Source organism: Streptomyces sp. AM6-12, assembly GCF_044327085.1.
Lineage (GTDB): Bacteria > Actinomycetota > Actinomycetes > Streptomycetales > Streptomycetaceae > Streptomyces.
Genome location: NZ_JBIQWN010000002.1, coordinates 417442 through 431641 on the forward strand (window position 1 = coordinate 417442; position 14200 = coordinate 431641).

At 76.4% G+C, this 14200-nt stretch carries 13 protein-coding genes; all 13 read left to right on the forward strand.

Annotated features, from left to right (window positions below; translation table 11 throughout):
- The first annotated feature begins 280 nt into the window (after positions 1-280).
- Entirely contained in the window at positions 281-649 is a 369-nt protein-coding gene (locus ACE4Q9_RS30215; protein WP_397987688.1) for a DUF3040 domain-containing protein, read from the forward strand.
- A 687-nt stretch (positions 650-1336) separates the two neighbouring features.
- Positions 1337-2353 carry an NAD-dependent epimerase/dehydratase family protein gene (locus tag ACE4Q9_RS30220; protein ID WP_397987689.1) on the forward strand — a complete coding sequence of 339 codons (1017 nt, stop codon included), beginning with the start codon at positions 1337-1339 and terminating at the stop codon, positions 2351-2353.
- 29 nt (positions 2354-2382) lie between these two features.
- Complete coding sequence (locus tag ACE4Q9_RS30225) at positions 2383-4017, forward strand: carbamoyltransferase (protein WP_397987690.1); 1635 nt, start codon at positions 2383-2385, stop codon at positions 4015-4017.
- Positions 4014-5024, forward strand: coding sequence for a glycosyltransferase family 2 protein (locus ACE4Q9_RS30230; RefSeq protein ID WP_397987691.1), 1011 nt, complete (start codon positions 4014-4016; stop codon positions 5022-5024). Before ACE4Q9_RS30225 ends, ACE4Q9_RS30230 begins: the two co-directional genes overlap by 4 nt.
- Positions 5021-5563: a D-glycero-alpha-D-manno-heptose-1,7-bisphosphate 7-phosphatase gene (locus ACE4Q9_RS30235; RefSeq protein ID WP_397987692.1), complete on the forward strand. Its 543-nt coding sequence runs from the start codon at positions 5021-5023 to the stop codon at positions 5561-5563. The genes ACE4Q9_RS30230 and ACE4Q9_RS30235 overlap by 4 nt, the downstream gene beginning before the upstream one ends.
- Positions 5560-6570, forward strand: coding sequence for a glycosyltransferase family 9 protein (locus tag ACE4Q9_RS30240; RefSeq protein WP_397987693.1), 1011 nt, complete (start codon positions 5560-5562; stop codon positions 6568-6570). Before ACE4Q9_RS30235 ends, ACE4Q9_RS30240 begins: the two co-directional genes overlap by 4 nt.
- Positions 6567-7529 (forward strand): glycosyltransferase, encoded by a 963-nt coding sequence (locus ACE4Q9_RS30245; RefSeq protein ID WP_397987694.1) that lies wholly within the window; start codon positions 6567-6569, stop codon positions 7527-7529. The genes ACE4Q9_RS30240 and ACE4Q9_RS30245 overlap by 4 nt, the downstream gene beginning before the upstream one ends.
- Complete coding sequence (locus ACE4Q9_RS30250; RefSeq protein WP_397987695.1) at positions 7526-8758, forward strand: glycosyltransferase; 1233 nt, start codon at positions 7526-7528, stop codon at positions 8756-8758. Before ACE4Q9_RS30245 ends, ACE4Q9_RS30250 begins: the two co-directional genes overlap by 4 nt.
- Positions 8755-9426: an SIS domain-containing protein gene (locus ACE4Q9_RS30255; RefSeq protein WP_397987696.1), complete on the forward strand. Its 672-nt coding sequence runs from the start codon at positions 8755-8757 to the stop codon at positions 9424-9426. Before ACE4Q9_RS30250 ends, ACE4Q9_RS30255 begins: the two co-directional genes overlap by 4 nt.
- Positions 9423-10886, forward strand: a complete 1464-nt coding sequence (locus ACE4Q9_RS30260) for a PfkB family carbohydrate kinase (protein ID WP_397987697.1) — start codon at positions 9423-9425, stop codon at positions 10884-10886. Before ACE4Q9_RS30255 ends, ACE4Q9_RS30260 begins: the two co-directional genes overlap by 4 nt.
- A 339-nt stretch (positions 10887-11225) precedes the next feature.
- Positions 11226-12224 (forward strand): glycosyltransferase family 9 protein, encoded by a 999-nt coding sequence (locus ACE4Q9_RS30265; protein ID WP_397987698.1) that lies wholly within the window; start codon positions 11226-11228, stop codon positions 12222-12224.
- Positions 12214-13191, forward strand: coding sequence for a glycosyltransferase family 2 protein (locus ACE4Q9_RS30270; RefSeq protein ID WP_397987699.1), 978 nt, complete (start codon positions 12214-12216; stop codon positions 13189-13191). The genes ACE4Q9_RS30265 and ACE4Q9_RS30270 overlap by 11 nt, the downstream gene beginning before the upstream one ends.
- Positions 13188-14096 (forward strand): glycosyltransferase family 2 protein, encoded by a 909-nt coding sequence (locus ACE4Q9_RS30275; RefSeq protein WP_397987700.1) that lies wholly within the window; start codon positions 13188-13190, stop codon positions 14094-14096. Before ACE4Q9_RS30270 ends, ACE4Q9_RS30275 begins: the two co-directional genes overlap by 4 nt.
- The last annotated feature ends 104 nt before the right edge of the window (positions 14097-14200 follow it).

Below are 14200 nucleotides of genomic sequence, written 5' to 3' on the forward strand. Positions count from 1 at the left end.
CTTTGCTTGCCTTTTGAATTACTTAGGCGGCTCGGTCCGGGGCGTATGTCCACCAACCCCCTTTGAGCTGGGGGTATTTCGTGTAGATGGGGGGTTTCGCCCGCGGGGTGCGCCCATGAGGTGAATCGTTGGTTACGGTGATATGGACGAATGGTGCCGGTGCGGCCAGAGTCGCCTAGCGTGACGCGGTGGCTACGCGGTGTCCGGTCTCTGCTTCGGGCTGCTCGCCGGGGGAACTCGGAGCCCGGATGCCGCAGACCGCGGAGGAGGTGCCGTCGCCGTGGACGACTGGGACATGGGGGACAAGCGCGACGAGACCCGGCTGTCACCGCGCGAGCGGCTGGCCCTGCTGGAGATCGAGGCGCACCTGCGGCAGGACCGGGGCTTCGTCCGGCGGATGGGCGGCGGGGCACACCGGGAACGGGGCGCCCGTGCGCACCGGCGGATCTGGCTGCCGACGGGGGTGCTGCTGCTGACCCTCGCCTCCGCGTTCTGCGCGGTCATGGGCATCCGCACCTCGGACCCCGGCCTGCTGTGGTGCTTCGCGGTGCTGTGGCCCCTCACCCTCTTCCAGACCTTCCGCCTGCTGTGCCGCCTGGCCCGCCACCGGGGGCGTCGCCCGGGGGACCGGCTGGGCTCGTGGCTCTGATGCCCCGACCTTTCACACGGGGCCGCCTTCCGGGGTAGGGCAGGCCGGGGACGGCTGGGCGGCGTCGAGGTCGCATGGGGACGTCGGGCGGGTTCAGGGTCGCCAGTTCGGGAGAGCCCCCGGCGGCCGGACAGCTCCGCCACCTCGCGGTGGTCGTGGTCAGTTCCTGTCCGACGTTCCCGCCATGACCCATCTCCGTCACCACCGGATACGGCGCGACGGCCGCCCGGCCGCCCTCCGCCGCGCCGAGCGCCCCGGTCGGCGCCTCCGAGCACCACCGGCGGGCAACCCCTGGGCACCGCCGGCGCCGCCGGCCCCACCCCGCCCCGTCACCCCGCTCCAAACCACCTCCCACCTGCGCACTCGACGCCGTGAGTAGCGCGCACCACCGTCCGACCGGACAATTGACTCCAACGTGTGAAACCAACTGGCAGGGGAACTCAGCTGCCAGTGCCGTCCAGACAGCGGCGGCCGCACAGGGCAGTCCCGCGAGGACGCGGGGCGCCAGCCCTGTCCTCTCCCCGCACCGCGGGCCGGCGCTGCCCGCCCGGCGGCAGGGCGTGCGCCGCACGCCGCGCGGGAGCGTCCACGGGACGCGGACCGCATCGACCAGTCGACACCGGCGAATCGACGCGGACCACAGCGACCATCCGCGACGTCCGGACGCAGGACGACAAAGGAAAGCCCATGACCGGTGACACACCCTTTCCCTGGCGGCGCGCCCTCGTGACCGGCGGCGCCGGCTTCCTCGGGTCCCATCTGTGCGAGCGGCTGCTGGATTCGGGCGTCGAAGTCGACTGCGCCGACAACCTGGCCTGCGGCCGCCGGGAGAACGTGGCCCACCTGGAGGACCGGCCCGGCTTCCGGTACGTGTACTGCGACGTCTCCGAACCCGAGTGCGCCGAGCGGCTGCCGGGCCCGTACGACCTGGTCCTGCACTTCGCCTGCCCGGCCTCGCCCGCCGACTACCTGCGCATGCCCCTGGAGACCCTGGACGTGGGCAGCCTCGGCACCCGCAACGCCCTGGGCCTCGCCGAACGCGACGGCGCCCGCTTCCTGCTGGCCTCCACCTCCGAGGTGTACGGCGACCCGCAGGTGCACCCGCAGCACGAGGGGTACTGGGGCAACGTCAACCCGATCGGCCCGCGCAGCGTGTACGACGAGTCCAAACGGTTCGCCGAGGCCCTGGTCACCGCGCACGCCGGCACCCGCGGGGCCGACGCCGGGATCGTCCGGCTGTTCAACAGCTACGGGCCCCGGATGCGCGCCCACGACGGCCGCGCCGTACCCACCTTCATCTGCCAGGCGCTGGCGGGCGAGCCGGTCACCGTGACCGGCGACGGCAGCCAGACCCGCTCGCTGTGCTACGTGGACGACACCGTCGACGGCGTGCTGCGGGTCGCCAGGAGCAAGTCCGTGCGGCCGGTGAACATCGGCGGCAGCGACGAGATCACCGTCGCCGAACTGGCCCGCCGCATCGTCGCCCTCACCGGCTCCCGCTCGCCCATCGCCTTCGTCGACCGGCCCGTGGACGACCCCGGCCGCCGCCGGCCCGACACCACCCTCGCCCGCGAACTGCTCGGCTGGTCCCCGCAGATCCCCTGGGAGGAGGGCCTGAAGCAGACCATCGCCTACTTCGCGGCCCGGCTCCCGGAGCCGGCGCCGGGCACGAGCGGCACACCGCAGCCGGCCCCGCAGACCTGAGCGTCCCCACGCCGCCCTGGAGGCAGCGCATGCACGTCCTCGGAATCAACGCACTCTTCCACGACCCCGCGGCCGCCCTGCTCACCGACGGCAGGGTCGTGGCGGCCGCCGAAGAGGAGCGGTTCTCGCGCCGCAAGCACGGCAAACGGCCCCTCCCCTTCTCCGCCTGGGAGCTGCCCGAGCGCGCGGCCCGCTGGTGCCTCGACCGCGCCGGCCTCACCCCGGCCGACCTGGACGCCGTCGCCTACTCCTACGACCCGTCGCTGGCCCGCCCCGCGGACCAGCTCGGCCTGCACGACCCCTGGGACCACCTGCGCCAGGAATACGCCCGCCGGGCACCGGAGTTCCTCGCCGAGGCGCTGCCCGGACTGGACCCCGCCAAGGTCAGGTTCGTCCCGCACCACATCGCGCACGCCGCCTCCGCCGGACCCGTCTCGCCGTACCCGGACTGCGCCGTCCTCGTCCTGGACGGCCGCGGCGAATGCGGCTCCCACCTGGCCGGCCGCTACATCAACCGGGAACTCACCGTCCTCGGCACCCAGCAACTGCCCGACTCCCTCGGCCTGTTCTACGAGGACCTCACCCAGCACCTCGGATTCCTGCGCAGCAGCGACGAGTTCAAGGTGATGGCTCTCGCCTCCTACGGCAGCCCCCGCTTCGCCGACCGGCTGCGGGAGTACGTCCACGCCGACGGCGAAGGCGGCTTCCGGGCCCGCCCGGTGCCCTGGGCCGAGCTGGCCCCGCCGCGCCCGGCCGGCGGCGCCTGGAGCCAGGACCACGCCGACCTCGCGGCCAGCGCCCAACTCTGCCTGGAGGAAGCCATGGTGGCCATCGCCCGGTGGCTGCGCGAACGCACCGGCGAGGACGCGCTCACCATGGCCGGCGGGGTCGCCCTCAACTGCGTCGCCAACACCAGGCTCTGGCGCGAGAGCGGCTTCACGCACGTGTGGGTGCAGCCTGCCGCCGGGGACGCCGGTACCGCGCTCGGCGCGGCCGCGCACATCGCCGGCATGAAGGACACCGTCGAGCCGATGCCGACGGCCGCCCTCGGCCGGGACTGGAGCGACGCCGAGCTGCGCGCGTGGCTGGAGCGGGCCGCCGTACCGTACGAGGAACCCGACGACATCGCCGAGACGGCCGCCGAGGCGCTCGCCGCGGACCAGATCGTGGCCTGGTTCCAGGGCCGCGCCGAGTACGGGCCGCGCGCGCTCGGCCACCGCTCGCTGCTCGCCCACCCCGGCCGGGCCCAGAACGTGGAGCGGCTCAACGCCGTCAAGGGCCGCGAGGAGTTCCGGCCCGTCGCCCCCATGGTGCTCGCCGAACGCGCCGCCGGGATCTTCGACGGGCCGCTGCCCAGCCCGCACATGCTGTTCGTGCACGACGTGGCCGCCGACTGGCGGGAGCGCATCCCGGCCGTCGTACACGTCGACGGCACCGCCCGCATCCAGACCGTCGACCGAGCCCAGGAGCCCCTGATGGCTCGGGTGATCGGCGGCTTCGAACGGCGCACCGGGCTGCCCGTCGTCGTCAACACCAGCCTGAACACGGCGGGCCGCCCCATGGTGGACGACCCGCGCGACGCCCTGGAGTGCTTCGGCTCCGCCCCCGTGGACCTGCTGGTGCTCGGCCCGTTCGCCGTGCGCCGCGGAAAGGCCTTCGCATGAGCGCCGCGCCCGCCTACACCGTGGTCCTGCCGACGATCGGCCGCCCCTGCCTCGCCGAGTGCCTGCGCGCCCTCGCCGCGGCCGAGGGACACGTCCCGCACGAGGTGATCGTCGTGGACGACCGGCCCGGCACCGAGGGCGAACTGCCCCTGTCCGCCGCCGGAGTGCTGCTCGACCGCATCCGCATCCTGCGCACCGGCGGCAAGGGCCCGGCCGCCGCCCGCAACGCCGGCTGGCGCACCGTCGAGACCCCCTGGACCGTCTTCCTTGACGACGACGTCCAGGTGCTGCCCGACTGGTCCCGGCAACTCGCCGACGACCTGCGGCAGGCGGGCGAGGGCATCGGCGGCGTCCAGGGCCGGCTGCGGGTGCCGCTGCCCGAGGACCGCAGGCCCACCGACTGGGAACGCACCACCAAGGGCCTGGAGACCGCCGCCTGGGCCACCGCCGACATGGCGTACCGCACCGCCGCGCTCGCCCGCGTCGACGGCTTCGACGAACGCTTCCCGCGCGCCTTCCGCGAGGACGCCGACCTCGCCCTGCGCATCCGGCGGGCCGGCTGGTTCCTCGTCCGCGGCCACCGCGTCACCCGGCACCCGGTCCGCCCGGCCCACTGGTGGGCCTCGCTGCCCGCGCAGCGCGGCAACGCCGACGACGCGCTGATGAACCGGCTGCACGGCCGCGACTGGTGGGCCCGCGCCCAGGCACCCCGCGGCCGGCTGCCCCGGCACCTTCTGGTCACCGGCGCCGCGCTCGCCGGAGCCGGCTGCGCCCTGGCCGGCCGCCGCCGCGCCGCCGCCGTCTGCGCCGCCCTGTGGGGCCTGGGCACCGCCGAGTTCGCGCTCGCCCGCATCCTGCCCGGCCCGCGCACCGCCCGCGAGATCGCCGGGATGCTCGGCACCAGCGTCCTCATCCCGCCGCTCGCCGTCCGCCACTGGCTGACCGGCACCGTCCGCCACCGGCACGTGAGGCCGCTGGACGCCCGGCCCGCAGGAGGCACCGCATGAGCGCCCTGCGCGCCGTGCTGTTCGACCGGGACGGCACCCTCGTGGCCGACGTGCCGTACAACGGCGACCCCGACCGGGTCCGGGTGCTGCCCGGCGCGGCCGAGGCCGTCGCCCTCGCGCGGACCGCCAAGCTGGCGACGGCCGTGGTCAGCAACCAGTCCGGCATCGGCCGCGGGCTGCTCACCGCCGAGGACGTCGCCCGCGTCGACAAGCGCGCCGACGAACTGCTCGGCGGCCTCGACGCCTGGCTGCACTGCCCGCACACCCCGGACGCCGGCTGCCCCTGCCGCAAGCCCCGCCCCGGACTCGTCCTCGCCGCCGCCCAACGCCTCGGCGTGCCGCCCGCGGCCTGCCTGGTCGTCGGTGACATAGCCGCCGACGTGCTGGCGGCGCGGGCCGCGGGCGCGCACGGCGTCCTGGTGCCCAACGACGCCACCGCCCCGGCCGAGGTACGGCGCTTCGCCCGGCACCGCGCCCCCGACGTGCTCACCGCCGTCCGCGACGCCCTCGGCACGGGCGCGGGGAGGTGCCCGCGATGAAGGCGCTCGTGGTCCGGCTCGACAGCTTCGGCGACGTCCTGCTCGCCGGCCCCGCCGTGCGCGCCGTCGCCGCCCACCACGACTCCGTGACCGTGCTGTGCGGCCCGCGCGGCGCCGACGCCGCCCGCATGCTGCCCTCGGTCGCGGACGTCCTCGTCTGGGACGCCCCCTGGGAGGGCTTCGAACCACCGCCCGTGGACCCGGCGGACATCGGCGCCCTGATCGACCGGCTGCGCGCGGGGGCGTACCACACCGCCCTGATCCTCACCTCCTTCCACCAGAGCCCGCTGCCCACCGCGCTGCTGCTGCGCCTCGCCGGGATCGGCCGCATCGGCGCCGACAGCACCGACCACCCCGGCCGGCTGCTCGACGTCCGCCACCGCCGCCTGCCCGGCCGCCACGAGGCCGAGGCCGCCCTCGACACCGCCGCCGCCCTCGGCCTCACCCTGCCGCCCGGCGACGACGGCCGGCTGCGCGTCCTGCCGCCCCCCGACACCAGTGACCTGACCGGCAACGGCCCCTACGTCGTCCTGCACCCCGGCGCCAGCGCGCCCGCCCGCGCCTGGAGCCCGCGCCGCTGCGCCGAGGCGGTGACCCTGCTCGCCGACGCCGGGCACCGCGTCGTCGTCACCGGCGGCCCGCACGAGAAGGCGCTCACCCGGTACGTGAGCGGCGCGACGGCGGTGGACCTCGGCGGCCGCACCGGACCGCGCACCCTCGCCGGGGTGCTGCGCATGGCCGACGTGGTCGTCAGCGCCAACACCGGCCCCGCCCACCTCGCCGCGGCCGTCGGCACCCCCGTCGTCTCCCTGTTCGCCCCCGTGGTCCCCGCCGAACGCTGGGCCCCCTACGGCGTCCCCGTCATCCTGCTCGGCGACCAGTCCGCCCCCTGCGCGAACAGCCGGGCCCTCGACTGCCCGGTGCCCGGCCACCCCTGTCTGGACGAGGTCACCGGACAGGACGTGGTCGGCGCGGTGCACAAGCTCATCCAGGAGGGGCACGCATGAACATCCTCGTCTGGCACGTGCACGGATCGTGGCTCACCACCTTCGTGCAGGGCCCCCACACCTACCTGGTCCCGGTGACCGGCGACCGCGGCCCCGACGGCCTCGGCCGCGCCCTCACCTGGGACTGGCCACCGTCCGTCGTGGAGCGCACCCCCGAACAACTCCGCGCGGACGCAATCGACTTGATGGTCCTGCAACGCCCGCACGAACCCGAGCTCGCACGGCGCTGGACCGGCCGCCGGCCCGGCCGGGACGTGCCCGCCGTGTACGTCGAGCACAACAGCCCCGACGCGTTGCCGGAGCGCCAACTCCACCCGCTGGCCGGCCAGTCCGAGATCCCCGTCGTCCACGTCACCCACTTCAACCGGCTGATGTGGGACAACGGCCGGGCGCCCACCGAGGTCGTCGAGCACGGCATCATCGACCCCGGCCGGCAGTGGACCGGCACCGAGCGGCGCGCCGCCGTCGTCGTCAACGAGCCCGTGCGCAGGGGCCGTACGACCGGCACCGACCTGCTGCCCCGGTTCGCCCGCCGCGCCCCCCTGGACGTCTTCGGGATGTGCACCGAGGGCCTCGCCGGCCACCTCGGCCTGCCGCCCGACCGCGTCCGCACCCGCGACCTGCCCCAGCACGAACTCCACCGCGCGATGGCCAGGTGCCGCCTGTACCTGCACCCCGTGCGCTGGACCTCGCTCGGACTGTCGCTGCTGGAGGCCATGTTCCTCGGCATGCCGGTGGTCGCCCTGGACACCACCGAGGTCCGCGAAGCCGTACCCGAGGGCGCCGGGGTGGTCTCCAACCGCCTCGACGTCCTGGAGGACGCCGTCCAGGCGTTCCTCGCCGACCCCGGGCACGCGCGCCGCACCGGCGACGCGGCACGGGCCGCGGTCCTGGCCCGGTACGGAGAGCGGCGCTTCCTGGACGACTGGGAGCGCCTGATCAAGGAGGTCACCCGATGAGCCGTACTCCGCACACGGCCGGGCGCGTCGCCATGGTCTCCGAGCACGCCAGCCCGCTGGCCGCGCTCGGCGGACCGGACGCGGGCGGCCAGAACGTCTACGTGGCCCAGGTCGCCCGGCAACTCGCCAAGAAGGGCTACCGGGTCACCGTCTACACCCGGCGGGACTCGACGGGCCTGCCGGACCAGGTGACCCTCATCGACGGCGTCCAGGTGGTGCATGTGCCCGCCGGGCCGGCCGCGCCCGTGCCCAAGGACGAACTCCTGCCGCACATGGTGGAGTTCGGGCAGTTCCTGGCCGGGCAGTGGGCGGTGAACCCGCCCGACGTGGTGCACTCCCACTTCTGGATGTCGGGCCTGGCCGCCCTGTGCGGCGCCCGCGGCCTCGGCGTCCCGGTCGTGCAGACCTACCACGCCCTCGGCACCGTCAAGCAGCGCTACCAGGGCGCCGCCGACACCAGCCCGCCGCAGCGCCTCGCCGTCGAGGAGGCCATCGGCCACGAGTGCGCCCGGATCATCGCCACGTGCAGCGACGAGGTGGCCGAACTGAAGGCCATGGGGCTGCCCGAGGACCGGTTCAGCGTGGTGCCCTGCGGGGTCGATCCCGACCAGTTCGCCCCGCTGCCCGGCGCCCGTCCGGCCGGGGCCCGCAGGCGGCTGCTGGCAGTCGGCCGACTCGTGCCCCGCAAGGGCTTCGACCGCGCCATCCGCGCCCTGGCCGGCGTCCCCGACGCCGAACTGGTCATCGCCGGCGGCCCGGAGGCCGAGCTGCTGGCCGGCGACCCGGAGGCCCGGCGGCTGCGCGCGCTGGCCGGCGAGTACGGCGTGGCCGACCGCGTCACCTTGCTCGGCGGAGTCAGCAGGACCCGGATGCCGCGGCTGATGGCCGGCGCCGACCTCGTGCTGTCCCTGCCCCGCTACGAGCCCTTCGGCATCGTCCCGCTGGAGGCCATGGCCTGCGCCACCCCGGTCCTCGCCACCGCGGTCGGCGGCCAGCTCGACACCGTCGTGGACGGCGGCACCGGCGTCCTGGTCCCGGCCGACGACGACTACGACCTCGGCGCCGTGGTGCGCTCCCTGCTCGCCGACCCCGAACGCCTGGAGCGGTACGGCGCCGCGGGCCGCCGGCGCGTGCTCAGCCATTACACCTGGGACCGCGTGGCCGACGGCGTCGCCGGGGTCTACCGCGCCGTCTGCCCGCACCCCTCGCTCTCCGGAGTCGTCCGATGAACACCGCCATCGACACCACGCACTGCGACGACCTCAGGAAGGCCCTGGAGAGCTTCCGCGCGTGCGGACCGCTCATCGGCCGCTGGGGCACCGAACTGGCCCGCCGCCTGGGCAGCGGATCGCGGCTGCTGGTCGCGGGCAACGGCGGCAGTGCGGCCCAGGCCCAGCACCTGACGGCCGAACTGGTCGGCCGCTACCGCGACGACCGGCCGCCGTTCTCCGCCCTCGCCCTGCACGCCGACACCTCCTCCACCACCGCCATCGCCAACGACTACGGCGTACAGGAGGTGTTCGCGCGGCAGACCGCCGCCCACGGCCGCCCCGGCGACGTGCTCATGCTGCTGTCCACCAGCGGCGCCAGCGCCAATCTGCTGTCCGCCGCCGACCGCGCCCACCGCCTCGGCATGACCGTGTGGGCCCTGACCGGCCGGGCCCCCAACCCGCTCCAGCTCGGCGTCGACGACGCCCTGTGCGTGGACGCGCCGACGGCCGCGACCGTGCAGGAACTCCACCTGGTCGCCGTGCACATGCTGTGCGAGGCGTTCGACCGGGCCGTGGAGCAAGGCGAGGCGGACGGGCGCGAGCAGGCCCGCCCCGACGGCCGACACGGCGACGTGGGGCGGCTGCTGGACGGCCGCCCGGTGGCCCTGCGGAGGGACCGGACATGACACACACCGCTACGACCGCCCCGCGCACGCCGCTGGTCGTGATCGGCGACGCCCTCCTCGACCACGACCTGTGCGGCCACGCCGAGCGACTCGCCCCCGACGCGCCGGTGCCCGTCGTCCACGACACCCGGCGCAGCTCCCGCCCCGGTGGCGCGGCCCTCGCCGCCTGCCTGGCCGCCGCCGACGGCCGCCCGGTCACCCTTGTCACCGCCCTCGGCACCGACCCCGCGAGCGCCACTCTGCGCGAACTCCTCGCCGGTCGCGTCGAGTTGGTGGAGATACCGCTGGAGGGCAGCCTCAGCAGCAAGACCCGTGTGCTCGCCGGGGACCGCCCGCTGCTGCGCCTGGACGACGGAGAGGGGCGTGCCCGCGAGGCCACCCGCGAGGCGGAGTCCGCGATCACGGCGGCCCGTGGCGTCCTGGTCGCCGACTACGGCCGGGGCACCGCGGACGTCCTGCGGGACGCGCTGTGCCGTACCGCCGCGCCCCTGGTCTGGGACCCCCATGTGCGGGGCGGCCCCCCGGCGCCGGGCGCCCGGCTGGTCACGCCCTCCGCGCAGGAGGCCCGCGTGCTCGCCCGGCGACTCGCCGACGAGGAGGGCGAGTCGGACGGCGCCGCCGGACTGCGCACCGCCGCCCGTGACGCCCGCGCCCTGGTGAGGGCCTGGCAGGTCCAGGCGGTCGCCGTCACCCTCGGCGAACGCGGCGCGCTGCTCTCCCTGGGCGAGACCCCGCTGCTGGTGCCGACCCCGGCCGCCGCGGCCGGCGACCCCTGCGGCGCGGGCGACCGCTTCGCCGCGGCCGCCGCCGGACTGCTCGCCGACGGCGCCTTCACCGAGGCCGCCGTCCAGGCCGCCGTGCACGCGGCCACGCGGTACGTCGCCGAGGGCGGGGCCCGCGCGGTGGCGGCACCGGAGCAGCCGGACCGCCCCGAGGAGCCGGAACCCGCCGCGCCCGGCGGCGACACCACCGTCGACGCCCTGCGCACCGCCGCGCGGGTCCGGGCCGCCGGCCGTGCCGTCGTCGCCGCGGGCGGCTGCTTCGACCTGCTGCACGCCGGCCACGTCGCCCTCCTCCAGGCCGCCCGGCGGGCCGGCGACTGCCTGATCGTCTGCGTCAACTCCGACGACTCGGTCCGCCGCCGCAAGGGTGCCGGCCGCCCCCTGGTCCCCGTCGCCGACCGGGTCCGGGTGCTGCGCGCCCTGGAATGCGTGGACGCGGTCGCCGTCTTCGACGAGGACACCCCCGAACGCCTCCTCGCCGGCCTGCGGCCCCACATCTGGGCCAAGGGCGGCGACTACGCCCGCACCCCGCTGCCCGAACAGTCCCTGGTGGAGAGCTGGGGCGGCCAGGTCCTGCTGCTGCCCTACCTGGACGGCCGCTCCACCACAGGCCTCGCCCGCCGGGCGGCCTCGTCCCCGGCGACCGCGCGGCGAGGGGGCGGCGCCATGGACGGCTGAGCCCCGGCCCACCGGCCGCCCGCGACACCGGATCCCGCACCGGCACCGGCACCGGGATGGCACCGGCACCGGGAGGGCACCCGATACCGGGAAGGCACCCGGCACCGGACCCCGGACCGCACCGCACCCCGGTCCCACCGGAGCCCGGACCGCACCGGGCCCCGGATCGCACCGGGCTTCGGTCCCCGCCGGTCCCCGGCCCGCGCCGACACCGGACGCGGCCCCGGACCTGGAGGTGGACTTGGAGGCGGACCGTCACTCCGGCCCGCGCCGCCACCCCGGACCCGGCCCGCCCCCGACCGCAGGACCCGGCTCCCGCACCCCCGGAGGAGACTCCTCGTGACCCGCACCCCCCACCCCCCGACCGTCCTGGTGCTGCGCGCGCTGGGCCTCGGTGACCTGCTGGCCGGAGTGCCCGCGCTGCGCGGCATCCGCCGGGGGTTCCCCGGTCACCGGATCGTGCTCGCACAGCCCGCGGGGCTCGCCGAACCGGCCCTGGACACCGGTGCGTTGGACGCCGTGTTCCCGGCCGAGGCACCGGGGCGCGCGGTCCCGGCGCTCACCCACTGGGCGGCACCACCGCCCGACGTGGCGATCGACCTGCACGGCAACGGCCCCGAGAGCCGCGACGCCCTCGCCGCCCTGCAACCGCGCCGGCTGCTCGCGCACGCCTGCCCCGACGGCCCGCCCTGGCCCGCCCAGCTGCACGAACGGGACCGCTGGTGCCGCTTCCTGGAGCACTACGGCATCCCCGCCGACCCCCTCGACCTGCGCCTGCCCCCGCCCGCGACGCCCTCCCCGGCGCCCGGCGCGGTCCTCGTGCACCCCGGCGCCGCCTCCGGCGCCCGCCGCTGGCCGGCCGAGCGGTTCGCCGCCGTCGTACGCTGCCTGCGGGCCGCCGGACACCATGTGGTGCTCACCGGCGGTCCGGGGGAGGGGGCCCTCGTCCGGTCGGTCGCCGAGCGCGGCGGCGTGCACCAACGGGACGTACGGGCCGGTGGCCTGCCCCTGGCCGAACTGTCCGCGCTGGTGGCCGAGGCGTCCCTGGTGCTCTGCGGCGACACCGGCCTCGCCCATCTCGCGTACGCCCACGGCACCCGCTCCGTCACCCTGTTCGGGCCCGTCTCCCCCCGCCTGTGGGGCCCGCCCCCGACCCCCGGCCACCTGGCCCTGTGGCAGCCCGGCCCGCCCGGCGACCCGCACGGCCGCACCCCGGACGCCCGCCTGCTGCGCATCGGCTACGGCGAAGTCGCCGCGGCCTGTCTGACCCTGCTGCGGCGCGACCGGGACCGCCCGGCGAACCGACCCCCGCGCCCGGCGGTGGCCCATGCCAACTGAGCCCGTTCCCACCCGAGTTCAGCGCCCGGCCGCGACCGGCGACCACCGGGTCACCGTCGCCGTCATCACCCGTGACCGCCCCGCCAGCCTGCTGCGCACCCTCGACGCCCTGGCCGCGCTGCCCGAGCGCCCGCCGGTCATCGTCGTGGACAACTCCCGTGACGAGCGCACCCGTCGGGCCGTACGCGGTCACCCGGCGCTCACCCGGCTGCTGCGCCCCGCCGCCAACACCGGTGCCCTGGGCCGCAATCTGGCCGTCCGGCACGCCCGCACGCCCTACGTGGCCTTCAGCGACGACGACTCCTGGTGGGAGCCCGGCAGCCTCGCCACGGCCGCCGACCTCCTCGACCGGCACCCCCGGCTCGGGCTGCTCGCCGCCCGCACCCTGGTCGGCGACGAGGCCGCCGAGGACCCCCTCAACGCCGTACTCGCCGCCTCGCCCCTGCCCCCCGAGCCGGATCTGCCGGGCCGCCCGGTCCTCGGCTTCCTCGGCTGCGCCTGCGTCGTGCGCCGGGAAGCGTTCCTCGCCGCGGGCGGCTTCCACCCGCTGCTGTTCTTCGGCGGCGAGGAGACCCTGCTCGCCTACGACCTCGCCGCGCGGGGCTGGGGCGTGGCCTACGAACCCGCCCTGCGCGCCCGCCACCACCCCGAGGAGCGCGGCCGTACCGGGCGACCCTTCCTCGTCCGGCGCAACCACGTCCTCACCATCTGCCTGCGCCGCCCCTGGCCCGTCGTCCTGCGCGCCGCCGGGGACCTCGCCCTCGCCGCCGCGTCCGACCACCCCGGCGCCCGCCGGGCCCTGCGGGAAGCCCTCGCCCGCCTGCCCGCCACCCTGGCGCGCCGCCGCCGGCTCCCGCCACGGGTCGAGAGCGCGGCCCGCCTGCTGGACCGCCAGGCCAGAGGGGAGGCCGCCCCGGAGAGGACCGCCCGAGAGGGGACCGGCCGGGAGGAGGACGCCACGTCATGAGCGACGCCCGGACCGACGACCGTACGACCGTCGTCGTGATCACCCACAACCGCCGCGACGAACTGCTGCGCACCCTCGCCGAGTTGGCGCGCCTGCCCGAGCGGCCCCGCGTGATCGTCACCGACAACGCGTCGAGCGACGGCACCGCCGAGGCCGTCGCGCACGGCTTCCCGGGCGTGACCCTGCTGCGTCCGGGCCGCAACCTCGGTGCCGTCGGCCGCAACCTGGCCGTCCGCCACGTCCGCACGCCCTACGTGGCCTTCTGCGACGACGACTCCTGGTGGGAGCCCGGCAGCCTGGCCCGCGCCGCCGACCTGCTGGACGCCCGGCCCCGGCTCGCGGCCGTCACCGCGCGGATCGTCGTGGAGCCGGAGGGCACGGAGGACCCGGTGGTGCGCGAACTGCGTGACTCGCCCCTGTCCGGCCCCGACTGGCTCCCCGGGCCGGCTCTCGGCTCCTTCCTCGCCGCCGCCACGGTGATGCGCACCGCCGCCTTCCGCGCGGGCGGCGGCTTCCATCCCGGACTGTGGCTCGGCGGGGAGGAGGAACTGCTCGCCTGCGACCTGATCCGGCAGGGCTGGTGGCTCGCCTACGCCGAGGAACTCACCGTCCACCACCAGGCGTCCCTGCTGCGCGACAGCACCGCCCGGCGCGTCCTGGGCCTGCGCAACACCCTGTGGTTCACCTGGCTGCGCCGCCCGCTGCTGCCCGCCCTGCGCCGCACCGGCCGGCTGATCCGCACGGTCCCCCGCGACGCCGCCTCCGCGCGCGCCTTCGCCCATGCCACCGCGGGCCTGCCCTGGGTGCTGCGCCAGCGCGACCCCGTGCCCCCCGACCTGGAACACCGCCTCACCGCCCTGGAACGGGCCCGCCGCGACTCCCCGGCCCGCCGCTACATCGGCTGACGCCCGAGGTCACCGCACCGCGCGAACACCGTCCGCCTCCGGCCGCGTCCGGTTGAGAGCGGGGCGTCCGCCGTGCATGGTGGGTGTCCAAGGTCAGGTTCATG

Excerpts from the sequence above, each read along its gene's own strand:
- ACE4Q9_RS30225 (WP_397987690.1), top strand. The coding sequence starts at position 2,383 with ATGCACGTCCTCGGAATCAACGCACTCTTCCACGACCCCGCGGCCGCC.
- ACE4Q9_RS30270 (WP_397987699.1), top strand. The coding sequence starts at position 12,214 with ATGCCAACTGAGCCCGTTCCCACCCGAGTTCAGCGCCCGGCCGCGACC.
- ACE4Q9_RS30230 (WP_397987691.1), top strand. The coding sequence starts at position 4,014 with ATGAGCGCCGCGCCCGCCTACACCGTGGTCCTGCCGACGATCGGCCGC.
- ACE4Q9_RS30240 (WP_397987693.1), top strand. The coding sequence starts at position 5,560 with ATGAAGGCGCTCGTGGTCCGGCTCGACAGCTTCGGCGACGTCCTGCTC.
- ACE4Q9_RS30245 (WP_397987694.1), top strand. The coding sequence starts at position 6,567 with ATGAACATCCTCGTCTGGCACGTGCACGGATCGTGGCTCACCACCTTC.
- ACE4Q9_RS30250 (WP_397987695.1), top strand. The coding sequence starts at position 7,526 with ATGAGCCGTACTCCGCACACGGCCGGGCGCGTCGCCATGGTCTCCGAG.
- ACE4Q9_RS30255 (WP_397987696.1), top strand. The coding sequence starts at position 8,755 with ATGAACACCGCCATCGACACCACGCACTGCGACGACCTCAGGAAGGCC.
- ACE4Q9_RS30220 (WP_397987689.1), top strand. The coding sequence starts at position 1,337 with ATGACCGGTGACACACCCTTTCCCTGGCGGCGCGCCCTCGTGACCGGC.
- ACE4Q9_RS30275 (WP_397987700.1), top strand. The coding sequence starts at position 13,188 with ATGAGCGACGCCCGGACCGACGACCGTACGACCGTCGTCGTGATCACC.
- ACE4Q9_RS30235 (WP_397987692.1), top strand. The coding sequence starts at position 5,021 with ATGAGCGCCCTGCGCGCCGTGCTGTTCGACCGGGACGGCACCCTCGTG.
- ACE4Q9_RS30260 (WP_397987697.1), top strand. The coding sequence starts at position 9,423 with ATGACACACACCGCTACGACCGCCCCGCGCACGCCGCTGGTCGTGATC.